Source organism: Spiroplasma endosymbiont of Sarcophaga carnaria, assembly GCF_964019595.1.
Lineage (GTDB): Bacteria > Bacillota_I > Bacilli_A > Mycoplasmatales > Mycoplasmataceae > Spiroplasma > Spiroplasma poulsonii.
Map to the genome: position 1 here is coordinate 733,259 of NZ_OZ026456.1, position 24,742 is coordinate 758,000.

The 24,742-nt window shown below is 27.8% G+C and carries 19 protein-coding genes and 1 pseudogene; 7 read left to right on the forward strand and 13 right to left on the reverse strand.

Features of this window, described 5'->3' with window-relative positions:
* Nucleotide 1: 1 nt before the first annotated feature.
* Nucleotides 2–817, reverse strand: coding sequence for a Fe-S cluster assembly ATPase SufC (sufC, locus tag AACK91_RS04390; RefSeq protein ID WP_338964491.1), 816 nt, complete (start codon nucleotides 815–817; stop codon nucleotides 2–4).
* Between the two features lie 189 nt (nucleotides 818–1,006).
* Here sufC and AACK91_RS04395 point away from each other — a divergent pair, with 189 nt between their 5' ends.
* Nucleotides 1,007–3,289, forward strand: a complete 2,283-nt coding sequence (locus AACK91_RS04395; protein ID WP_338964493.1) for a lipoprotein — start codon at nucleotides 1,007–1,009, stop codon at nucleotides 3,287–3,289.
* Nucleotides 3,289–4,989 (forward strand): lipoprotein, encoded by a 1,701-nt coding sequence (locus AACK91_RS04400; protein ID WP_338964495.1) that lies wholly within the window; start codon nucleotides 3,289–3,291, stop codon nucleotides 4,987–4,989. The genes AACK91_RS04395 and AACK91_RS04400 overlap by 1 nt, the downstream gene beginning before the upstream one ends.
* 131 nt (nucleotides 4,990–5,120) lie before the next feature.
* Here the strand turns inward: AACK91_RS04400 and AACK91_RS04405 are convergent, their stop codons facing one another.
* Nucleotides 5,121–5,270, reverse strand: a complete 150-nt coding sequence (locus AACK91_RS04405) for a hypothetical protein (protein WP_338964497.1) — start codon at nucleotides 5,268–5,270, stop codon at nucleotides 5,121–5,123.
* Nucleotides 5,271–5,482: 212 nt separating this feature from the next.
* Between AACK91_RS04405 and AACK91_RS04410 the strand changes: the two genes are divergently transcribed.
* Nucleotides 5,483–6,445, forward strand: a complete 963-nt coding sequence (locus AACK91_RS04410; RefSeq protein ID WP_338964499.1) for an IS1/IS1595 family N-terminal zinc-binding domain-containing protein — start codon at nucleotides 5,483–5,485, stop codon at nucleotides 6,443–6,445.
* Nucleotides 6,446–6,644: 199 nt separating this feature from the next.
* Entirely contained in the window at nucleotides 6,645–7,061 is a 417-nt protein-coding gene (locus AACK91_RS04415; protein WP_338964502.1) for an HIT family protein, read from the forward strand.
* Nucleotides 7,062–7,086: 25 nt separating this feature from the next.
* On the opposite strand, the gene tpx is transcribed toward AACK91_RS04415, so the two are convergent.
* The 4 genes from tpx to AACK91_RS04435 form a co-directional block, all read right to left on the reverse strand.
* Nucleotides 7,087–7,587: a thiol peroxidase gene (tpx, locus tag AACK91_RS04420; protein WP_338964505.1), complete on the reverse strand. Its 501-nt coding sequence runs from the start codon at nucleotides 7,585–7,587 to the stop codon at nucleotides 7,087–7,089.
* Nucleotides 7,574–8,197, reverse strand: a complete 624-nt coding sequence (locus AACK91_RS04425; protein WP_338964509.1) for a 4Fe-4S single cluster domain-containing protein — start codon at nucleotides 8,195–8,197, stop codon at nucleotides 7,574–7,576. Before AACK91_RS04425 ends, tpx begins: the two co-directional genes overlap by 14 nt.
* A gap of 3 nt (nucleotides 8,198–8,200) precedes the next feature.
* Entirely contained in the window at nucleotides 8,201–10,021 is a 1,821-nt protein-coding gene (locus tag AACK91_RS04430) for an AAA family ATPase (RefSeq protein ID WP_338964512.1), read from the reverse strand.
* Between the two features lie 226 nt (nucleotides 10,022–10,247).
* Complete coding sequence (locus tag AACK91_RS04435; RefSeq protein ID WP_338964514.1) at nucleotides 10,248–11,210, reverse strand: IS1/IS1595 family N-terminal zinc-binding domain-containing protein; 963 nt, start codon at nucleotides 11,208–11,210, stop codon at nucleotides 10,248–10,250.
* Between the two features lie 524 nt (nucleotides 11,211–11,734).
* Here AACK91_RS04435 and AACK91_RS11600 point away from each other — a divergent pair.
* The 3 genes and pseudogenes from AACK91_RS11600 to AACK91_RS04455 all read left to right on the forward strand — a co-directional run bounded on the left by AACK91_RS11600 (nucleotide 11,735) and on the right by AACK91_RS04455 (nucleotide 13,870).
* Nucleotides 11,735–12,409 (forward strand): annotated as a pseudogene (locus AACK91_RS11600) (ATP-binding cassette domain-containing protein).
* Nucleotides 12,410–12,842: 433 nt separating this feature from the next.
* Nucleotides 12,843–13,265 (forward strand): hypothetical protein, encoded by a 423-nt coding sequence (locus AACK91_RS04450; RefSeq protein ID WP_338964522.1) that lies wholly within the window; start codon nucleotides 12,843–12,845, stop codon nucleotides 13,263–13,265.
* Nucleotides 13,266–13,282: 17 nt separating this feature from the next.
* Entirely contained in the window at nucleotides 13,283–13,870 is a 588-nt protein-coding gene (locus tag AACK91_RS04455) for a hypothetical protein (RefSeq protein ID WP_338964525.1), read from the forward strand.
* A gap of 123 nt (nucleotides 13,871–13,993) precedes the next feature.
* Here AACK91_RS04455 and AACK91_RS04460 read toward each other — a convergent pair whose 3' ends face one another.
* The 7 genes from AACK91_RS04460 to AACK91_RS04490 form a co-directional block, all read right to left on the reverse strand.
* On the reverse strand, nucleotides 13,994–15,091 hold the full coding sequence (locus AACK91_RS04460) for a hypothetical protein (RefSeq protein ID WP_338964527.1): 1,098 nt from the start codon (nucleotides 15,089–15,091) through the stop codon (nucleotides 13,994–13,996).
* The gene (locus AACK91_RS04465) at nucleotides 15,091–17,466 is read right to left on the reverse strand and encodes a hypothetical protein (RefSeq protein ID WP_338964529.1); all 2,376 of its coding nucleotides are present in this window, start codon (nucleotides 17,464–17,466) and stop codon (nucleotides 15,091–15,093) included. Before AACK91_RS04465 ends, AACK91_RS04460 begins: the two co-directional genes overlap by 1 nt.
* A 16-nt stretch (nucleotides 17,467–17,482) precedes the next feature.
* A complete protein-coding gene (locus AACK91_RS04470; RefSeq protein ID WP_338964531.1) occupies nucleotides 17,483–21,355 on the reverse strand; it encodes an AAA domain-containing protein in 3,873 nt (1,290 codons plus the stop codon).
* Between the two features lie 122 nt (nucleotides 21,356–21,477).
* Entirely contained in the window at nucleotides 21,478–21,879 is a 402-nt protein-coding gene (gene rpsI, locus AACK91_RS04475) for a 30S ribosomal protein S9 (protein ID WP_338964533.1), read from the reverse strand.
* Nucleotides 21,880–21,890: 11 nt separating this feature from the next.
* Nucleotides 21,891–22,331: a 50S ribosomal protein L13 gene (gene rplM, locus AACK91_RS04480; RefSeq protein WP_338964536.1), complete on the reverse strand. Its 441-nt coding sequence runs from the start codon at nucleotides 22,329–22,331 to the stop codon at nucleotides 21,891–21,893.
* A gap of 110 nt (nucleotides 22,332–22,441) precedes the next feature.
* Nucleotides 22,442–23,683 (reverse strand): serine hydroxymethyltransferase, encoded by a 1,242-nt coding sequence (glyA, locus tag AACK91_RS04485; RefSeq protein WP_338964539.1) that lies wholly within the window; start codon nucleotides 23,681–23,683, stop codon nucleotides 22,442–22,444.
* Between the two features lie 89 nt (nucleotides 23,684–23,772).
* Nucleotides 23,773–24,729: a hypothetical protein gene (locus AACK91_RS04490; RefSeq protein ID WP_338964541.1), complete on the reverse strand. Its 957-nt coding sequence runs from the start codon at nucleotides 24,727–24,729 to the stop codon at nucleotides 23,773–23,775.
* Nucleotides 24,730–24,742: the final 13 nt, after the last annotated feature.

Sequence of the window (24,742 nt, forward strand, 5' to 3'; positions counted from 1 at the left end):
GTTATTTTCCTTTTTGCGCAGCACAGCCAATCCCCGTCAAAGGTTTTGCTTCTGCTTTTTTATTATCAAATGTTAAGTTTAATTCCTGCAATAATCATTCATAACCCTCTTCATTAATCTTTTTAACTAAACTATAATCACCACTTTTAACAATTTTCCCTTTAACAATGACATGGGCATGGGTTGGCTGGACCAAATTAAAAAAACGATCATAATGTGAAACAATAATTGCTGAAAAATTTTCTTGCCGCATTTTATTTAATTCAGCACTAACAACATTCAAAGCATCAACATCTAACCCCGAATCAATTTCATCGATTAAAGCCAATGTTGGTTTTAATAAGTTTAATTGTAAAATTTCATTTTTTTTCTTTTCTCCACCAGAAAAACCAGTATTTAAATAACGGCGAATCATACTATCATCAATTTTTAAATTTTTAATATTATGATTAATGTCATTATATAATTGTGGTAACTTAATTGGAGCATCGCGATGAGCATTAATAATTGCTTTTAAAAAGTCTAAATTTAAAACTCCAGAAATTTCAACTGGTGACTGAATTGCAAAAAAGACACCCATTTTGCTGCGTTCATCAACTGTTTTATTTAAAATACTTTCACAATCAATTAAAATATCCCCACTTTCCACCGTGTAACTAGGGTGTCCCATAATTGTTGATAACAAAGTTGATTTTCCATTTCCATTTGGCCCCATTAAAGCGTGAATTTCATTAATATTAACAGTCAAATTTAAACCATTTAAAATCATCTCATTATCAGCAGAAACAAATAAATCTTTTATCTCAATATTTTGCATTTTTACTCCTCCTTTATAAGAGCTTCTTGCGTTATTTTCAAGTGAAATATCTTTATTTTTTTAAAAATAAAGTCTACTTTTATTGTACAATAAAAGTAGACTTTATTATAATTTTTTAATAGAATGTACTTAGTATTTTTTTATCAAAAAGTACAAAAAATAATAAGTCAAAAGGAAGGATGAACCAAAATGAAGAAACTTTTATCAGTACTTAGCAGTGTGGTAATAGTCGGGGCAACAGCTTCTGGGGTAGTGGCATGTAGTAATAAAGAAAATAACAATCAACATAAAAATGGGAATGGTGATAGTATTTGAGCTTGACTCCCAGGAATTTATGGTGGAAAACAAATTACTTCCCCTGATATTTGAAGTGTTTTAGCAAATCCCTTTGTTGATGCGGGGAATGGAACATGAACAAATGATCCATCACAATGAGATGGACCAACAAGAACTAAAATGTCAGTGCAATTAACGCAAATTTTAAATGTGGCAGCTTTAGCTAATCCAGATAAATTTTTTCCAACTGCTCAAACAACAGTTGGTGATATTGCAGACTATAAAGATTTAAAAGACATTTTAAAAGACCAATGAAATTTATTAGTTCAAAACACAAACAATATTGTTGAGAAAAAGAAACAAAGTTTTAAAGATAGCGACCAAAAAAATTGAGAAAAAAAATATTATGATTTTTTAGATTCAAATTATAAAGATATTACTGGTGCTAGTGGAAATAAAAAATATGGGATTGAAGAGCAGAATTATAAAGCCACTATTATGACAACCGGTGCTGATGGAGGAATTAGTGGAACACAAATGTTAACTAACATTCTATTAAATAATAATATGCGAACATATCAAACTAATACAACTGATACATCAGTAACTAAATTAAGTTCTTTCGCTGATTTTCTTAAAGGCGGAGGACAAGCAAAAGATTGAAATACTAGTGATCAAAACTCACGAACACAAGTAGCTTTAGCTTTTAGTTGAGATAATACAAGTGGAAGTTTTGGTGCAGATTTAAGTCAATTAACAATTGATGCAATTAATACTCGTTTAGACACAATTGCCGGAAATTTAAAAACAGAAGGTTATGATGTTACTAAATATATGGTTAAATTCCCACCAGTAGCAACACCTGTTTTTGCTGATGCAAGTAAAACATCAATTGGAAAACCATTTTTATCACAATCATATGATTCTGGACAATATTCATTATTTCAAAAATATCTTATTGAAAACTGATTCCAAAACGAAAAACCGCTAGCTATTTCAAAAATAACTTATGCCTTTAAATCGGGAGTAACACCAACTGATACTGGTTTTACAAAAGATAGTTTTGATGAAAACACCCAAAATCAAATTAATACTGATTTAACTGCTTTAAAAACCGCACCAAGTTGAGATGATTTTATTAACAATAGTAAAGGAACTGCAACACCATCAACAGACTTATTAACATTAAGTACACAAGCGGATGCTGTTAAATCGAATATTTTAAAAGCAAGTGTTTATGATAGTATTGGCGCTACATCAACAGCACCAGTTGCTGATTTAGATGCAGCAGTAACTGCTATTGGGAGAAAAGCTACTGCCGATGAAATTAGTGGAAACTGAACAGTCGGTAAAACTAAAGATATGGTAGTTGCCTTCTTTGACACAAATGGACTAAATTTAGTTCATCTTGATGGTCGTGAATATTTAGCTGACGCAACCGCAACATCATATAGTCCTTATAATAGTGATTGACAATTTAAAAGTTTAAATTATTCAAACATTTCATATAAAGAAATGTCTGATAAATCACAAATTATGACAACAGATAAAGCACAACAAAAAATGAATACACAATTTGCTAATGCCCAATATTTATGGTATTTAACAAACCGTAGTTTAGTTAATAACGATAGTACTAGCAAACTTAAATTTAAAGTTTTAGACGGGGTTAAGAAATACGCGACATTGTCTTCATCTTCTGGTTCAGCTGATGATAAAACATGATGATTCTGAACTTATGACTTTTTCAATAATTTTAATAATAAAATTTTACAAAATGGAGCAGGTCCTGACCAATGATTAAAAAACTTTATTACTTTTAAAGATGGTGAAGGACACGATAATGCTGATTGATTTACGTTAATTATTAGCGCACTGACAACAAACTTATCAGGAGGAGCAGTTCAACGTTTATATAGTAGTTTTGAAGCAGAAAACAAAACGATTCAAGGCTATAAAACTGGTGGACCCGCCGCAGAAATTAAAACAAAAGCTATTGTCGATAAAATTGCTCAATCAAAATATTGAGATGAACAAATTAAAACAAATTATTCAGGACTTCATACTAGCCCTACTCAAACTGCCTTTTGATTACATCAATTTAAAACTTGAGAAAAAGATAAAACAAAATATTATAATAATGGTGATCAAAATTGATATCGTGATGACTTTAGCACAATAGGAGGTAGAAGATAATGAAAAAATTATTAAGCATCTTAGGTGCAATAACAATTGTTACTTCTGCCAGCACCACTGTTGTTGCTTGTGGGAAAAAGAACTTTGAGCGTTTTACTGACCCAGCAATTGCTGATGAAGTTAAACGTTGAATTATTTCCCAAATTGATTCAGAAAATCAATCAAGTTACGTAAACGTAAAATATTCATTTAATGATATTTTTACAAAAGCGGACCTAAAAACAATGGCTGTCCGATTATTAGATACTAATATTTCGAAATTCTTCTATGCCTCAGAAGAAGCAACAAGAGCTCGTTATACTGGAGTAACAATTGATGTTAGTAAGCCAGAAAATGAATTAGCAAAACAAATTGTTAGTTTTGTGGAACAAGTTGCTCTTGATAATTTGTACACGAAATATTTAACTGGAATATCAAATTATACACCATTAGAATTAATAATTGCTGGCCAAGGATATGCACCTGATTACCAATCAGAAAAATGATTTGTTGGAGGAGTCCAATCATATTTCTGAAAATCAACCACAACATCACCTGATTATACGAAATCACGAAAAGATCAAGGGGAAAATAACTTTGAGATTAAAATTAAACCTGCGGGAAATGACTATACTGACTTCAATAAAATGACAGAAGATGAAAAGAAAATTGCTTTAAAAATTCGTTTTAATGATTATTATAAACATATTGAAGTCCCAACTGTAATTGATAAAATTATTACTGCAACCTATTTACACCAAAACGAAATTAAACGTTATGGTGGTGGTGATAATACAGAAATTTATTTAAATCGTAACAGTGCCTTATTTAATGCCATTCAATTATGAGACACAATTAGTGGTGCTCGTTGAAATTCATATGTTAAGATGGTTTGAGAATTAAAATTAGATAAAGCTAGTTTAGATAAACTATTCGAGACTGGTGGAGCATTAGAAAATGTTGCAACTTTAAATACTGATTTAACAAACAAAGAAGATATTCTAACAACTAACTTAAAAAATATGTTTAATGCCAAAAATGGTGATGAATTTAAAAATATGATTAACGAAGGAATTGACCCAATCTTTGGCCTTAGTGGCTTTAAGGGTTTTGTTGGAATCAATAAAAGTAAAAATGAAATCTTTACAACCCTAAATAATGCTGATGCATATAAACAAAAAATTATTGAAACCGCAACACCAGGGATTATTAAATCAGGGGAAGGAATAAGTCCTTCAAGTTATCAGTTTTTAGATGCTAACCGAAGATATGGATCAGTTGTTCTAGTCTTACCAATTTATACAATTGACTTAATGAAAAATATGAACATTAATTATCAAAATACTAAGACAAATAACAAACCATTATCATTAACTTGATATGGGTCAGGAGGAACACCAACCAACCTAGACCAAGCGTGAGTATCACAACAAGGAGGCGCTAAACGTTCATTATCATGATTATATAATCAAACAGGTTATTTAGGAACATATGATGAAAATGGAAATGCCCTTTATGATAAAGACGGAATTCCAACAAACGTGCCAAATGTTAAAGGACAAATCTTAAAGTGAATTGAATATACTTTTGCTCAGTTTAGTGATTTGCAAACCGCAGCAAAAACAAGACTATATTCATTAGCCTTTGGTTATAATCCAGAAAATGTTTACTCGCAAACTGTATTTGATGCAATTGGATCATTTATTGTTAAAGAAGATTAAAAATCTTCTTTTTTTATTAAAAAAGCAAACTGCTTTGCTTTCATAAAATAAGAGCTTTACTTAGTCCTGGTATTTTTCATTTCAGATTTTTTTGACAGATAATAGTAAATCTTCAAAGTAGGCTGCTTGTTTTAAATCATTAGGTTCAATACTTTTTTTCGTTGGCTAATTTGATGTTTTAATACTTCAAGATATTCATAAATATCTTCCCCTAACATACTGTATCACCCAACAATTTCTTTAGCTTCATCATGAGCTGTTTTTGTACTATTATCTTCCATTATAATCATCTCCTCTCATTCTGTTTGCTACATACATATATTATATCACAAAATTTAAGGAATTATTAGATGATTTATAGCAATTAATTATAACAGAAAAATAATAAATTTTTTAAAAAAGTTAGAAATTTTCTTTAATTTTGTCGAAAACTCTTGATATTTATAAAATATACCTAAAATTAGGTATATTTTTAATATATAGAGGTAAATAAATGATGAAAAAAATAATTACAGAATTAATAAATAGCTTAACAGATGATCAATTTTTAGAATTTTATGAAAAAATAAAACAACAAGCAGACTTAATTAAAAAACAAAAACGTTTAAATGAAATTGATCAAAAATTTAGAGATAAAGGCATTATATGTCCTAATTGCAAATCTTTTCATTGTGTTAAAAATGGTCATAATTCCGAAGGAAAACAAAAATATTTATGTAAAAAATGTCGTGCTAGTTTTGATGCATTTCGTCATCATTTTACTTATTGAAGTCATTTAAATTATGAACAGTGAAATTTATTAATTCAAATTTCATTGTTAGGACAATCTAGTAAAATAATTTCTCGTTTTATTAAAACAACCCCAAAAACCGCTTGATATAATCGACAAAAATTAATGCAATCAAAACAATTAGAAAATACACAGTTAAAATTTAAAAAATTAAATGGTCAAATCCAAATGGATGAAACATTTATTAAAGAAATTCATAAAGGCAATTTTAAAGATAAATTTGATAAACGAAAAACTCATCTCGATCCATTTTCAACTAATACCAAATGCTGTATTCAAATGGCAGTTGATAGCAATAATAATATTTTTGTTCAATCCACCAATACCAAAAGATTACAAAAACAATGGATTATTGAAAATATGAATAAGCAACTAATTAAAGAAAAATCAATAATTATTTCTGATATGCAACCACTATATTTATTAGTAGCAAAACAAACAAATTCTACTCTATATTCCACCAAAACTAGTACAAACCCCGATACTAGTTATCAAAAGTTAAATAAGATTAGTAAATTACAATCCAGTCTTAAAGAAGCCTTAATTCATTATCATGGTTTGGGTTTCACTAATATTCAAAATTATTTAAAGCTCTGAAAATGAAAATACCAACACAAAGGTTTAACACCAAACCAACAATCAACGGTATTATATTTTAACGTTTAAAAAATTTAAAGCAAAATCATAATCTTACACAAAATTAGTTTTCAAATTGTCATATTGATGATTTTTTTTATTTCATCAAGAGTTTTCGACAAAATTAAAGGAAATTTTTAACTATTTATTTTTCCTTTCCCAAAAGCAAAGATGCTATAACTCGCCTTATAAGTTTGCTATAATTATTTCATAAGGAGCTGATGTAAAAATGAACAAAAGTGATTGCATCTTTTGTAAAATTATTGCCCAAGAAATTCCGAGTAAAAAAATCTATGAAAACGATCTTGTTTACGCTTTTTTAGATTTATTTCCAAATAGTGATGGTCACACCTTAATAATTCCAAAAAAACACTTTGATTATTATAGTGAAACAGATGATGAACATTTAGCTGCTGTTGCAAAAGTTGGAAAAAAAGTTGCCCAAAAAATGTATCAAGTTTTAAAACCTGTTGGAATTAACTACGTTAGTAATGAAAAAAGTGAAGCTTTTCAACAAGTCTTTCACTATCATCTTAATGTTATTCCAAAATATAAAAAAGAAGAAGGCTATGGTTTTAAACTAAACGTTGATAAAGAAAAGCTACGGGACCTTGATGAGATCAAAGAACTTTTAACTTTAAAATAAAAAAAGTATTTTATCAATACTTTTTTTATTTTTTACTACTTAAAAAGTCATATACTGCTTGGTAATTTGGTTCATTACCAACCGGATTCACAACCTCAAGATATTCAACAATATTGTCTTCGTTTAAAATTATTACAGCTCGTGGTAAAATTTGTGAATCAGTGAAAACTAATCCTGATTTTGCCCCAAAGTCTCGATAATTATAATCTGAAATTAAGAAGTGTGCTTCATCTTTAAATGATTCACAACATCTTTCTTGCGCAAATGGTAAATCTCTTGAAATCGTAATTAAACGAGCATTATTATAATCTTTCATACTTTCATTAAACTTAACTGTTTGAGTATAACAAACGCTAGTATCAATGCTTGGAATTGACGAAATAACTTTATATTTTGCTCTAACATCATCGATATGAAAATCACTCATATCACCATTTATTGCTTTAAATTCTAATTTATCCCCAACTTTAATAATATCTTGTTTAATATGTAAAAACACATCACCATCTAGTTTAAATGCTCCCATCTTCTTTGTCCTCCTCTTTTGTTAAAATTGTTTTCTCATTGTTGACGAGGTGTGCACCATCGCCATTAATAATCATACTATTATTTTTAGTAACAGTAAATTCAGCTTCAATAATATTTTGTTCAAAATAATCATTATTTTGATAAGTATCACTTAGTTTAATTACCCGTTGATTGGTTGAACCAATTAAACGCCGTTTTTTGTCTAGTTTTTCAATAATAAATGGCCCATCAATTAGAATATCGATTTTAGTTAAAATTTCCGGGTGTTTTTCTTGCAATAGTTCGTATAAAAAACCGGAAAAAACAATTACTGTTAAATTGTTTGCTTGACACAACGTCACTAATTCCAATAATGCCCGTGGTTGAATAAACGGTTCGCCCCCCAAAATTGTAATTCCTTCAATTTGAAAGCGCTCTTGCGCATCTTTAATTGCTTTGAAAAGTTCACTAACTTCCATTACATTCCGATTAATTAAAGGAATCATCTCTTGGTTACTACATCCTTTGCAATTAATAATGCATCCTTGCATTCATAAGGTAAACCGGTTTCCCGGACCTTCAATTGTTGTAAAAGAAACAAACCGATTAAAATTAATTAAATTACTCATAGTTTATTTTAAATTATATTCAATTTGTTGACCATTAGCTTGTGCCAAGATTGTTTGACCCGCTTTAAAACTAGTTTGATTGGCAAAAATAAAGGAGCTTAACCCATCAACGACATGTTTTTCAATACTATTTAACAAATCACGCCCCCCCTTTTTATCATCGGCATCTTGAATAATGATTGGCAAAATTTGTTCTAACTGAATAAATTCTAATTTTACCTTATATTTTTCTCATACTGCTACTTGAATTGGACGTAATTTTTGAGTAATTAATTTTGCCTTAAAACTAATATCCTTAATAAAGTTAAACGGAATAATATTATTTCCAATTCGCCCCAATAATTCTGGACGTCTTAATTCGGTGCGAAAATGATCAGAAACTTTTTGAATAAATTGTTTTTCAATTTCTAAGAATGGTAAACTATCATCAACTTCAGCAGCACCAATATTTGAAGTAAAAATAATGAAGGAATCAGAAAAACTAACAGTTTGTCCCTTATTATCTGTTAAACGCCCATCTTCTAAAATTTGTAAAAACTTATCTAAAATTCGTGGGTGTGCTTTTTCAATCTCATCAAATAATAAAACACTAAAAGGTTTTTCTTTAATTGCATTAGTTAATTGACCGCCTTCTTCATAACCAACATAACCTGGCGGTGCTCCGATTAATTTTTGATCACTAGCTTCCTGGTTATATTCTGACATATCAAAACGAATACAGTTTTTTTCATCCCCAAATAAAAACTTTGCTAAAGCTTTTGCTAATTCAGTTTTTCCAACCCCCGTTGGACCAACAAAAAATAACGTTCCCTTGGGTTTTGTTCGTTTTGAAGAATATTGCACGCCAGACAACCCCGTAAAGGCTTTATAAACAACATTTTTTACTTTAACAATCGCATGGTCTTGCCCAATAACTCGTTTTTTTAACTCTGTTTCGATTGTTGCTAATTTATCATAATTCATTTCTTCTCAAGGTGAAACTTTGTCACCATATTGATAAGAATTTAATAACTTTTCAAACGGTAATCGTTCAGCAATATTGTTTGAGAATTTAATTAATTGATAAACTTCTTTCAAAGTTCATCCCTCCATCGTATCATAAATATCTTGTAATTTTAAAACATCAGTACTTAAATCTTCAGTAATCTTAAAAAAACTCTTGTTAGTTAAAATAAATTTTTCACGTTCTTCCCGATTTGGTTTCGTTAAAGTAATTGTTGTAACATCCGGATTATTTAAATAAAATGACGTTGGTAACTTTCCAACACTATTGGTAATAAAGATAATCGAAGTATCAAAATCAACTATTTCTGATTGGTCAAATTTTTTATCACGAAAAGCCTTACTTAAGGAAATTAAATTAACACGTTCTTCTTCGCTTAATGATTGCTCATTTGAAAATAAATAATCTGAAAAATCAGCAACAAAAGCAACTTTTTTGGGACTTGGTGTTAGCATATTACGACGAACAATAGCAAAAAACTCTGCTAAAGTTGGAAACTGTCCAGTTGGACCATTATCTTGGTTATTAGCATTATTAATCACTTCTTGACCAAAATCATAAGCTTCACCTTCTTTACTTTTTTGTTGTGGTTCAGCTGTTAAAGTTAAGTTATTAATATTTCCACCAGTTAAACCATCAATCCGATCTCAAGTAAAAATGTCATTAAAAACCTTTTCTTTTAGTAAACCACGTAACTTATCTTTTAAACCAACATAACCGTTATTTATTTGATAAATATCATTAACATTTCCTTCAAGAATAACACAACGTTTAATCCCAATTTGGTTCTTTAATTTGTCTAAATTACTTTTAACACTCATTTATTTACTCCCTCTAATTGGTTGATTTTTACAAAAAATAAAATTAGAAATCTTTTTAAAACCTAAAAATGATTACTGGCAATATAAATATTATACTATTTTTATAATAAATTATTTAAAAATGTCCTTTAATTTTGTCGAAAACTCTTGATGAAATAAAAAAAATCATCAATATGACAATTTGAAAACTAATTTTGTGTAAGATTATGATTTTGCTTTAAATTTTTTAAACGTTAAAATATAATACCGTTGATTGTTGGTTTGGTGTTAAACCTTTGTGTTGGTATTTTCATTTTCAGAGCTTTAAATAATTTTGAATATTAGTGAAACCCAAACCATGATAATGAATTAAGGCTTCTTTAAGACTGGATTGTAATTTACTAATCTTATTTAACTTTTGATAACTAGTATCAGGGTTTGTACTAGTTTTGGTGGAATATAGAGTAGAATTTGTTTGTTTTGCTACTAATAAATATAGTGGTTGCATATCAGAAATAATTATTGATTTTTCTTTAATTAGTTGCTTATTCATATTTTCAATAATCCATTGTTTTTGTAATCTTTTGGTATTGGTGGATTGAACAAAAATATTATTATTGCTATCAACTGCCATTTGAATACAGCATTTGGTATCAGTTGAAAATGGATCGAGATGAGTTTTTCGTTTATCAAATTTATCTTTAAAATTGCCTTTATGAATTTCTTTAATAAATGTTTCATCCATTTGGATTTGACCATTTAATTTTTTAAATTTTAACTGTGTATTTTCTAATTGTTTTGATTGCATTAATTTTTGTCGATTATATCAAGCGGTTTTTGGGGTTGTTTTAATAAAACGAGAAATTATTTTACTAGATTGTCCTAACAATGAAATTTGAATTAATAAATTTCACTGTTCATAATTTAAATGACTTCAATAAGTAAAATGATGACGAAATGCATCAAAACTAGCACGACATTTTTTACATAAATATTTTTGTTTTCCTTCGGAATTATGACCATTTTTAACACAATGAAAAGATTTGCAATTAGGACATATAATGCCTTTATCTCTAAATTTTTGATCAATTTCATTTAAACGTTTTTGTTTTTTAATTAAGTCTGCTTGTTGTTTTATTTTTTCATAAAATTTTAAAAATTGATCATCTGTTAAGCTATTTATTAATTCTGTAATTATTTTTTTCATCATTTATTTACCTCCATATATTAAAAATATACCTAATTTTAGGTATATTTTATAAATATCAAGAGTTTTCGACAAAATTAAAGAAAATGTCCCTATAATTCTCATTCAAAAATTATTTATGCTTTTGTAAAGTATTACAATCTTAAAAATAAAACTTTATTGATATAATTTAAGTATAAAAGCTATGTTGTCTATTTAAAAACTTGAAATGCTAATTACTTTAAAATAAAAATTCCAATAATTCAATAATATGTTTCTGAAAGGAAGTTAAAGTATGTCTATGAAACAGAGTTAGAGGCAGATCGTTGAAATTATCGAATTGTTGCTGAACGTAAGATAGGAATGGATTGTTATCCAAAAACACCACCATGCACAATTTATAAAACAGTAACAGGTGATTGATTTGAAACAATTGATGATTAATAGAAAAGATGTTTTTATGGAAAAAACAATAACTTTTACAGAACCAGCAGTTAATATCACAAATTTATCTCAATCATTTTTAAAAAAAAACAATTTTTACTAACATGAATCTTACTATTCCCAAAGGAAGTTTTTTTGGAATCTTAGGACATAATGGGGCTGGAAAAACAACATTAATTAAGACAATTCTTGGGGCATTTCCCCATCAAAAAGGAAACATTTATATCAACAGATTAAACAACACCAACCCTTTATCAAAGCAAAAAATTGGTTATATCCCAGAAAAAGCTGTTTTCCTATCTAAAATTTATATATTTGATTATCTGCAAATGTGATGTATATTAGAGCAAGAAAAAATTAAAAAAGAAAAAATTAAAGATATTATTGATTTTTTTAAGTTATAAGCATTCCAATCCTTAAATATTTTATCAACAGGAATGGCCAAGAAGGTTCTTTTAGCACAATGTTTTTTATTAAAACATGACATTTATATTTTAGATGAACCAACCACCGGTTTAGATGCTATGACCCGAAAGATTGTAATTGATTTATTAGTTAGTTTACATAAAAATGGTAAAACAATTATTATTGTTATCCACATTCTTAATGAATTTGCTGATTATATTGATCACTTTATTATTTTGGATCATGGTCAAATTGTTGTAGAAAAAGAAAAAAATAATGAAATAGTCTGAGATATTCAAGCAGAATATGAAAAATACTATGCCTTTGATAAATCAAATATGTATCAAAAAATAAAGGAAATGAGTGAAGAATAATGCAAATCTTAAAAATGGACTTCTTTCTGCTTAAAAGAGCAATTAGTTTTTGAGTAACATTAATAATCCTAATGATTTTATCAATAAATGTCTTTCTAGTTGGGGCAATTTCTTTTAACAAAGATAACAAATATATTGATTTATTTTTTATTTCCTATTTATTCTTTGCAGTCAATTTTTTTGTCTTTCCATTTTTATTTCTAGGAAATCTTAATATTATCATTTTTAATCGTCCCATTTTAGAATCATCATTCCTCTTAATAACAACAAAACCTTTTAGTCGTACTAGTATTTTTTTCAAAAACTATTAATTAATTTAATTACTGTGGTTTTCTATTATGTTATTATTTTTAGTATTACAACAGTATTTTAATTGTTAATAACATCATGACCACATACTTTAATTTTTTTAAAACTCTATGGTGTTGGAATCTTGATTTCTTTTATCTCATTACCATTATTTTGATTTATTATCATCATTGCTAGTCATTTTTTAAAAGAAAGTGTTATAACTTTAATAACATTATTTTTAACAATCATTGTTTTAATAACACCTTGACTTATGACGGCAAAAAATATCAAGCATTATTTTTCAGCAGCAGACTATAATGTTACCAACATAATTAAGGCAAACAAGCACACAGAAATTAATCTTTTTAAATCTAATGATATATATAATAAAATTTACGATGCCATTAATAAAAATGATGGCAATCAATTTCATCAAATTATAAATAATTATTTAGAAAAAAATAATTATCAAAAAATATTACAAGGTGGTTTTCTTTCAGAGGAAGTCCACTTTAATGATTTAAAAGGGAACTACTTTTTGATGTTAATCAAGATGTTAAAATAATTCACCCGCAAAGTAATTTGGAAAATCCTCAAATTATTCTTTCAAGAGAATTTTCTACAAAAATTGAGATTTATCAAATGTTTTACCAACAAAATACATTTGGAATAAACCCCAATATTACGACAAATCCGATTCTATGAGGGTATCGCTATAGCTGGCAATTTCAAAAAAATATGTTTATGGAAATTGAAAAAAAATATGCTCTCAATACTCAAACAATAATAACTAGTATTTTACAACAACCTCAAAATGTGCCTGGGCACACACTATTCATTAATTTTTCAAAATATATTGAGGACTATAAAAAAGTTGCTGAAAGTAATGAATATAAAACAGGAATTCTTGCCCTTAACTTATTTAGTCGATATACTTTAACTGCTGCTAAATTAATTAACGACGATAATTTCTATCATAGTTGAGGTTATTCTAATTTTTTTAATAATGAATTTAATTGGCATAAACTAAACGGAATTATATATAATTTTGACTGAGATAATATCATATATACCCGTCCAACTTGGCCATTAGTTTTTCCAATGACAATTATATTTATCTTACCAACAATTGGGTTATATTATTTTTTAAAACACTTTAAATATAAATAAAGATGGTACTTATCTAAATAAAAAATAATTGAAAAATGTATTAAAAGGAGTAATATAAATTGGTCCTTTTAATACATTTTTACTTTGCCTACTAATACTTGAATAAATGTCATAATTATTATCTTATTTCTTTTTTGTTTTACTATCGATTTGTATTTTAGCTTGGTTCATAATCTTATCTGGATTTAAATATGTCTTTTTCATTTCTTTTGATAATGATACATCATACATTGATAAATCATTAACAAATGGTTGTTCATCAACATCATGGGCGTGACCTTCATAACCTTCAAATTTGTAAGTAAAACGACCATCAAGATATACTTTAAATATTGCTTCTTCTCCTGTCACTTTTTTAGCATAGACAATAACAAGACTATCGTCATTTTCCTTTGTAATTCGAATATCATTATTATCAACAATAAAACCACGTTTTTGAATTGCTTGCAAGATTGCAGCAATTGTATGTTTTCGTGCTGATTCATCTAATTGTTGGCTAATAATTTTATTTTGTAAATCCAATGCTTTTTGATTTAAAGCATTAGTATCATTAACACTAGTTTGACTGAATTCCTCTAACACCGGTCCTAATTCAGCATTAATAAATTTATCATCGCCAATTTGGGCTTTAAAACTATTAAGATATTGATTTTTCATAAAGTCTATTGAAGCACGATAGTTATTAATCTCATCTTGAACAAGCTCTGAAATTGTATTTGGATCTAGATTAACAAGCTGATTTTTATTTGATTTAAAAAAATTCATAATAAAAGCTTTTGAAGCATTATCATCAAACATTCCTAGTAGTTCTTGCTCTAATGTTTGATAATTTAAATTAACACGATTTTTTAAATTCACTAAGCGTTGTTTTGTTTCGTCTTCAACAACTTTTACTTTTAGCACTTCAATTTTTTGTTGAATTTCTGCTAAACTTAATGTTTTTTGTTCTAAGAAAAAGTTAACTCGTTTTGCTAATTCTAAATCAACATGTTTAACCTTTTGAAATTCATTAACCAATGGATTAGTTTCTAAATCAACTAAAATTTGATTTAGCTCTTGTAAATACTGTTCAATTGCTTGGCAGTTTAATCCACTAGCATCAATATTTTTTAATTGTTGTAATAATAATTGTAAGTTTTCTTTAACAAAATTAATATTTAAACTTAATCTTTCGATTTTTTTTTGGTAATTATACATTACCTGTTCAACACTCATACTCATTAATTTAACACCTCTTCTATTTCTTTTTGTAGTTTTTTTAATGCATCGCGGTTTTTATTATCATTTCGCTCATCGCGCGCTTTTTCACAATATAAGTACAATCGTAATTCATAATATATTGTCATAATTTGTTTTTGTTTACTTTTATCCAAAAGATCCTTGCAAACAAATAATTTTTCATTAATTGCTTTTAAACGGTGGTCTTTTGCCTTTAGCATAGCAGTAATTTTTTCTTCTAAGATATTTATTAAATATAATGCTGCTTTATCAAAGTAGCAAAAATCAAGGTATTCTTGAAATTTTGATTCAGAATTAAACATATCTTTAAACTTAATAGTTTTGTATCTCGTTTCTAATTGTGATAATGATCCTAGTAATTCAATTGTTAAATCATCACAATGATTAATATTTTTAAAGCGTTCGCTAATGGTTGCAACCTTAGTTCAAATTTCCTCTCAATGACGCTGTAGATTACTTGTCTCTCGTTTTTTCATTTCAGTAAAATATTTTAGATATTCTTCCGCATAACCATACAAATTAACTAATAAAGTAATATTTTTACTTAAATTTGTTGTACTAATTTCTTCAAATAACTCACGGTGCAAATTATCATTATTAAGCGCAAAAAGGAATTTAGTTAAAATAGCAAATAAATTTTGATTTCAAATTTTTTCAATAGTTGTTGAACTTGCAACATTAGTTAGTTCTAATAGTTGTTTTAAAGTAACATTATCTTGATGGTAAAGTTCTTGTAGCATATTTAAAGCTTCTTTACTTGCTAACAAATCATTATTTGTTAAAACTTTATACGCTTTAACAATATTTTGCTGGTCTTTGGCTTCTTGTTTTATCGCCGTAATTAAAAGGGTGTGCATTTTTGTAAAATAATTTGGTCTTAAAGTAAAATTAGTTAAAATTTGCTCACATTTGGATAAAATTAAAATCTTATTTTGAAAATCATTTGTACTAATATTTTTTAAAATATCATCAAAAGCATTGTCATTTTGATTTAATAGATCAATTAAATAACAATAAATAAAGAGGTCATTAACTTTATTGCCGTGAATTGTTTCATAAATATTTCCTTGTTCATTTTTCAACACAGTTTGTAAATTTTGTAAAATTTTTTTAAATAAGAGGTTGCTATAATTTGATAAAAATTTTTGGGCAGTGATAATTTTACGATTTAACATCATTAACTCTGTTGGTTGTAAGGCATAACATTCTGTCTCGTTTTTATCATTAATAAATAATGTCAAAAAATGATCATGTATTGGTAAAATGGTTTTATCTAAATAAAAAATTGTAATTGAAGCGGTTAAATCACTTATCTTAGTACTATGATCAACATTAACAAAAATAACACAACGAATATCATTATCAAAATAATATTTATGATTTAAAACTGCTTTTGGATTAACATTTGCTGCATTAATAATCAAAATTCGAGGATTTATCAATGTTGAAATAATATGACGAGGGTCTTGTTGATAATCACTTTCTAGCGTATTTGCTGCAATCTTTTGAATATTTAAATTAAAATCAGTTGTTAAATCTTCTGTCATTATTGTTAAAAAATAATCTAAAATTTTTGTTCGTAAATTAATATTATTATCAATAATTTCTTGCAAATTTTTATCATTCATAACTTGCATTTTAATATCTTTAAAAGTTGTTAAAGTTAGCACAACTTCCTTTGTTTCATAAACATCAGATAATAATTTATTAACTTCTTTATTATCATGTTTAATTGTTTGTTGTTGCTTTCGAATTGAAGTAAATGTTGTATCATTATTAAACATATTATATTTATTAGGACTAGTTTTATATTTTTCTAAGAATTTAAATAAATCATCACCCGTAATTGTTACTTCATATTCTGGAAAAATTGTTAAAGCATTATTATTAATTTTTTCTATTAAGAGTAAATGTTCATTATTAATATATCGTTCATTTGTAAAAATATCAAAAATAAAATCAATTGTTGCTTCACGGTTATTGTTTTTACTTAACAAATAACCTTTTTCTAAGGCTTGTAGTGCTTCTTTTGAAATATAAAAAATTCCAATTGCATGATCAATTCATTCTTGTTCAGCATAACTATTAGCCAAATAATTTAATGACCCTTGTGAATTAATTTCAATTGTGTTTTCTTTTTCAATTAAATCCTTTAAACATTCAGCGTAAATTTTATGATTAAAAATTTGTAATTCATCTCGTAAAATATTAGCTAACGACTTTTCTTTATCTGGATAATTAGCAATAGCATTTAAAATGACATACTGAAAAAAGGATGGTCTTTTTGGTGTTTGATAACTAACAATTGTTGTTAATTTTTTTCAGTTTTTATAGACTTTAACTACTCCTAATTTCATTTTCTACCTCTAACTTCTATAATAAATCTTTTGCATGTCAAATAAGACCATAATTATCAATAATTCGTAAAATTTCATAATATGCTTTAATTGTGGTTGTTACATTTGGATTAATAATCGTTGGAATCTCAACATCAATATTAGCAAAGAAATTAATTGCTCCAATAATAATTAACATATTTTTTGCCCTAGAAAAGGCAACATTTAACCGTTCATACTTTTTAACAAATTCTTTATTAGCATTAAGTTGCCGTTGTGGATGACGAACAGTATTAACAATAACTATTTCTGTTTCTCGTCCTTGATAATCATCAACAGTTGAGACTTCAACTTTAATATTTTTAAACTTTAAATTACTAATAGTTTTCCGTAATTTTTTTACATGCAATCCATAAAAACTAATCACCGCTACTTTTGGTTGTTTTTTTAACTTCGCAGTTAAATCATTATATCCTGTATCAATTAACATAAGAGTTTTAATCGTTAAATTAATTTCTAATCAATTAAAAAGACTGGTACTACCACTTTCACCTTGTTCATAAACAAAGTTTTGGTTTTCATCTTTTGTTGAATCAATTCAATAAATTGCTTTTTTACTATCAAAAATTTTTAAACCCTTCTCATTTTCAACGGTAACATAATGTTGTTTTTCGTTATTTTGATTTTCTTGATCTCCTAATTGTAATTGGTTTTCATAAAACACATTAACAATTCGCATAATATCTTCATGACTACGATACTGATTAACTAAAATTTCTTTAACAGAATCGTCACATTTTGAAATAATCTTTTTAAACATTGAATTAGTTACTAACTCTAAGAAATCATGATAACTATAATTTTCATTATAATTATCATTAATCAAAGCAACATCTTCTTCACGATATGGCATAATTGGTGGTAACTGACGATAATCACCAACTAGAACCACCGCTTTACCATATACTAGCGGCATAAAAATTTCCATTGGTGTTAATTTACTTACTTCATCAATGACAACAACATCGAACCCAAATTTTTTAATATCAATATCAGCAATATTATAATCTTGTAAAACCTTATTTTTACTTTGGGCATATGATTGATTTGAAGTTGCGGTCATTGCAACAACATTAACACTGTCTTGCAAAAACTGATTAGCATAGTTAACAGTGTCGCGTTCCATTGCTGGAGTAAAACGATCATTTTGAATTCCTTCTTGGTTTAAAAAAGCGGCAATATTATAATTTCTATCTAAGAAAGTAATCATATTATTAACAAAATTACCTTTTGTTGCTTTTTCATTAATAATGGTATTCATATCATGATCAATGCCATTAATGACCTTATCAATTTCATTAATTGTCGCAGTAATATCTTTTACAACTAAATTTAAATTAAAAATATGATTAATACTATTAACAATATTTTCAATTTCGATTTTCAAAGCATCAATGCGATTACGTAATGCTGCAATGTCTACTTCTAAATATGATATTTCTTGAGCATTTTTACTAACATCAATTTGATTCATTAATTTTTCATTATTATTAATTTGTTCTTCATAATGTGTTTTTAATTTTAACAGATCGTTTTTAAATTTTTGTTGTAAGTTTTGATAAATAACATTATCTTGTTTTAACGAAAGTTGTTGTTTTAACTCCGTAATTTCATTTTGCGCCGCTTGAAGTTTCTCAATTCATGCATCATCGCGGAATTCTTGCCTAACGTTCTTTAATTCTGTTAATTCTTGTTCTTTTTTTACCAATAATGGATCAACAGTTCCTGATTTTGTTAATAATTGTTGATAAGTACTTGTTAATGAATATGATTCGTCAAATTTAAAACCTAACTTTTCTTGAATTAAAGTTCCAAAATATTTATTAAATAATTCAACTAAGTCCGCCGTTGCGGTAATAATTCCTTCTCAACTTAAGTTGCCTAAAAACTCTATCATATTATCAATATTATTAATTTCAACTTTTAATTTTCGATTATTAGTTTGATATTCTAATTTTTGATTGCCTAATCTTTCTTGTTCAGCAACTAATTCATTTACCTTTTGTGTTCAAGTATTATAATCTTTAATTTCTTTTTCAAGCATCTTTGCCCGAGCTTTAAGACTTTGTAATTCCTTCTTCTGATTTTCATAATCATAATCAATCGCATTTCATTTTGTTAAATATTGGCGCATTAAATGCGAATAAATAAAACGATAATTATTAAAAATTAATTTATCCGGATTAAAATCATTAAAACGATTTTTTTTACGAACTTCTTCTCCGGTTAAACGTAATGGCACTAACATTGGTGTTTTATATAATCTTGCTAAAACATTATCAATTGCAGTATGATTTTGAGAAGATATTAAAACCCTTTTCCCAAGTTTAGCATACTGATAAACTAATTCAGCAATAAACTCAGTTTTCCCTGTTCCCGGAGGTCCTTGCAATAAGAAAATGTCTTGAGAATTAAGTGCTTTTACTAATGCTTTTTTTTGATTTAAATTCAAATTAGTCGAAGCAAAATGCAATTGTTCTAACGCAATTAAATGATGCTGTGATTTTAATTTAACATCTTCAATATTAAAAATATAATTAATTAAATAAGGGTTGGCAACATCATTTTTACTAATTTTATCTAAAATGATATTACTACGGCGAATTAAAGTTGAATCTCCTTTTCCAATATAAGTTAAATAACCATACTGAGGAATAATGTTTGTTAATTCTTTTGTTGAAATATCATCATCATTTTTTATTTCATAAAAGCAATTAATAATTTGATATTTACTTAAATGCTCAGCAACTAATTTAATTGTTGCTGGATCAATCTCTTTCTCTTTTGTAATATTATTTTCAATCATATAAAGTTTCATTATTTCCTTAATTACATTAAGATCCGGTTTTTGTTGTTCTTTTGTTGTTGCAATATTAAAACCTAAATCATAAATATCGGTGCCATCTTGCGCATAACTATCACTAAAATTAAAAATAAACAATGTTAAGGGGTTTTCTTTTTGATATGTTCGATTAATTTGCAATCCCGTCATACTTAAATTATTTAATCCTTCTAAAACACGATACTTATTAAAATCATCTAAAATTAATTCTAAATCAATAACATTTACTTCTTCATAAGAAGGATTAATCTTGATACTTTTATTAATAAAATGCTTTTTATTAACATACCAAAAATTAGGTGTTAAAAAACGAGCATCATGAAAAGTTTCCACTGCTGCAACTGTTTTTGGGATTTTCACATATTCTGTTAATTTCCGTGTTAAATATAAGCATGAATTATTACGCTTATATTCTAAATTCTGGCTTTGAAATTGAAGATATTGTAATCAGCGTTCTTTTTCTTCAGAAAAAGATGAAATTAAGAACTTCATATTAGCAAAAACATTTGAATCAAAAATAGTTCGTAATCTTGCTTCATCAATTCAAAAATTATCCGCTATTTCTAAGACAACAGTCGTTGCCGTTGTCTCAAATTCTTGTTTCTCTTTTTCCATTGCTGTTAAAAAGATGTTTTTAACATTAACAATTCCAATTTGTGGGTCAATATCACCAAAAATTGTTAACGATAAGTTTGGATCTAAAATATCATCAAAGCCCGAAATTGATTTAAAGCGAATTAAAATATCATACAGTTCTTTTGTTTCGCCTTTTTTATCTTTTTTAATCTTTGCTTGATCATTAATTAAACTAACAAAAAAATCAGCGATATAGATCTCCTTTTTTAAAAAAAGATCTAATCCATTCACTGTTGTAATATTTTTTAAACGGAGGTTCTTAACATCATCATCAGTAAATTTACTCTTCGCATTTGTTAAAAAGTATAAATTTAATAATAAATTCTTACCATTAAATTTATCCCCTTGAATTGTAAATTCTGTTAATGCCATTAGTCCACCACTCTTATCCATATATAATTATACTAAACTTATATTAGATAACAATCAAAGCGATTAAAAACAGTGAAAATAAAAAAGAGAATATTTTTGAAATATTCTCTTGATAAAAATACCTATCTTTTTGAGTATTGTGGTGCTCTTCTCGCTCCGTGTAACCCGTATTTTTTACGTTCTTTAATACGGGCATCACGAGTTAGCATTCCTGTATGTCTTAATAAGGTTTTATAATCTTGTGAAGCTTCAACTAGTGCTCTTGCGATTCCTAGTCTTGTTGCTCCCGCTTGTCCGGTAAAACCACCACCAGATACTTTAACACGAATATCAAATTCTGATTTTACACCAGTAATTTCTAAAGGTTGTTCAAAATCCTGCACTAATGTTGCATATGGGAAAAATTCTAACGCTAGTTTCCCATTTACAACCACATTTCCTTTACCAGGAGTCAATACAACTTGGGCAATAGAAGATTTTCTTCTTCCTGTCCCACGATAAATAACTTCTTGTTTTTTTGCCATACCCGCTCCTTTTATTTATCAGTTAATTCTAACTTAATTGGTTGTTGTGCTTCATGGGGATGTTCGTTACCAGCATAAACCAATAAATTACGAAATAATTTACTTCCTAATTTATTTTTTGGTAACATTCCTTTAATTGCGTGTTCAACTGGATAAATTGGTTTTTTAACTAGCATATCTTTTGCTGTTGTTCGTTTTAACCCACCTGGGTGTTGTGAATGATGATAATAAATTTTACCCTTTAATTTATTTCCTGAAAAATTAACTTTATCAGCATTATAAATAATAACATTATCACCACAATCAACGTGCGGCGTATACGCTGGTTTATTTTTTCCTTTTAAGATCATTGCGACTTTGCTTACTAAACGTCCTAAAACTAGACCTTTAGCATCAATAACATATCATTTCTTTTCAACTTTTGCTGAATTCAAGATAGTAGTTTGTCTCATGCCAATGCCTCCTAACATTATTCCGTACCAGGGTCCAATGTATAAAGCAGTAATATTATAACTAAAAAAGCAAGGATAAGCAACAATTTAAACTGATATTTCCAAATTAATTATGTTGTTAAATGTCAATTTGAATAAATTGGAAAATTATGCAAAAGTTTTTTAACTTCGTTTTGATATTTTGCAATATTTTCATCAGTGGGTTCTTTCAACACATAATAAATTATTTCCCCAATTTGTTGGAATTCTTTGCTCCCAAAACCACGTGTTGTCATTGCTGCTGTTCCTAAACGAATCCCGCTTGTAACAACAGGTGATTCTTGGTCAAAAGGAATCATATTTTTATTACAGATAATACCAATTTTTTGTAAAATCTCTTCTGCTTGTTGTCCTGATATTCCCAAACTGCTTTTTACATCAACCATTAATAAATGATTATCTGTCCCATCAGCAACTAAACGAAGATTTTTTCCTTTTAAAGTTGTTGCTAAAACCTTTGCATTATTTACAATTTCAGCTTGATATTGATTAAATGGGGGCTCTAATGCTTCTAAAAAACATTGCGCTTTTGCCGCAATTACATGTTCTAACGGTCCTCCTTGATTACCAGGAAAAACAGCACCATCAATTTTCTTTGCTCATTTTTGTTTTGATAAAATTAAACCACCACGTGGGCCACGTAATGTTTTATGTGTTGTTGAAGTAATAACATCAGCATATGGGATTGGTGACTGGTGTAATCCAGCAGCAACTAAACCAGCAATATGAGCCATATCAACCATTAATAAAGCACCAACTTTATCAGCAATAACGCGAAACTTTTTAAAATCAATTTCACGCGAATAAGCACTTGCTCCAGCAACAATTAACTTTGGTTTAACTTCCACCGCAATTTTTTCAATTGCATCATAATCTAACATTTCTGTTTTTGGATCAACACCATAACTGCAAAAATTATATAAGCGACCAGAAAAATTAACTTTATGTCCATGCGTTAAATGTCCTCCAGCAGCTAAATCCATTGCTAAAATCGTATCGTGTGGTTGTAATAATGCATAATAGGCTGATGCATTTGCTTGACTACCAGAATGGGCTTGAACATTAGCGTGTTCTGCTTGAAATAGTTCTTTTACTTTATCAATTGCTAATTGCTCAATTTGGTCAATATATTCACACCCTCCATAATAACGATGAAACGGATATCCTTCAGCATACTTGTTTGTTAAAATTGAACCTGTAACAGCTAAAACTGCTTCACTAACATAATTTTCTGAAGCAATTAATTCAATATGGTCTTGTTGCCGCTTTAATTCTAAGTTAATTAATTCTTTAATTTGCGGATTTACTTTCATTATTTTCATCTCCATTCTATTTTTTCTATTATCATTATATAGTTATAAATAAAAAAATAACTTAAATAAAGTTATTTTTTCATCATCTTTTAATATTGTAAACTGGCATTGGTATCTTTATGAATCAATGGTGAAACAGCCCGATAAGTAATATAAATAATTGCTGAATTAAATAAAACTTTTAATGGGGCCATTGCCAATCGCGAAATCATTGTCACTCCATAACCATCCGTTCCACTTTTTTTATTTTGTGAAACTGTTAAGAACGCAATATCCCCCCAGGCGGATATTAGCGTGGTGACTCAATATTCATTAATAACAGCCAGCATAATAATGGCCACTAAATCTCAGTAGCGTTTTTTGGTTTTATCAAAGTAGCGATAAACAAACATTATTATTCAAATAATAACAATTGTTCCTCCTGTTCCAAACCCAATAATATAAATTAAGACAACCTTACTAACCTCTAAACCAGCAAATAAAGTAATTGTTTCTACTGGTGAATATCAAGTCATTACCCCAGCAAAAGTTCCAAAAATTATAATAAAAATATTTGTTAACATAAATAGAACTCATTTATGTTTTCCAACAGCGCGATTAATTGATGATGCACATCCCGACAAAAACCCATATGAAGCAATAACAATAATGTAAGCAACATGGACATAGGAAGGAACAAATAACATAACAATTAAATCTGTTATTACCCCCGACAATAAACCGACAATTGGGCCAAAGATAAAACCACTAATTTTTACCATTAATCCTTCAAAAGCAATCCGAACGGGTGGAAAAACAGTAATTGGGACTGTTACGGAAATAATAATTGTAGCCGTTGCTGATACTGCAGCTAACATTGTAATATATGCGATATTTTTTGTTGTAAAACGAATCCCGTGATAACGTTTAGGATTGATTAAATAATACAAACCATTATAAACACAATATATGACAAAAAGTGCGCCTATTACCCCACTAGCAATATATGCCATTTTATTACTATACAAGATTTTCGATATATCGCTAAATGTTGTTAATAAACTCATAATATCCCCGCAA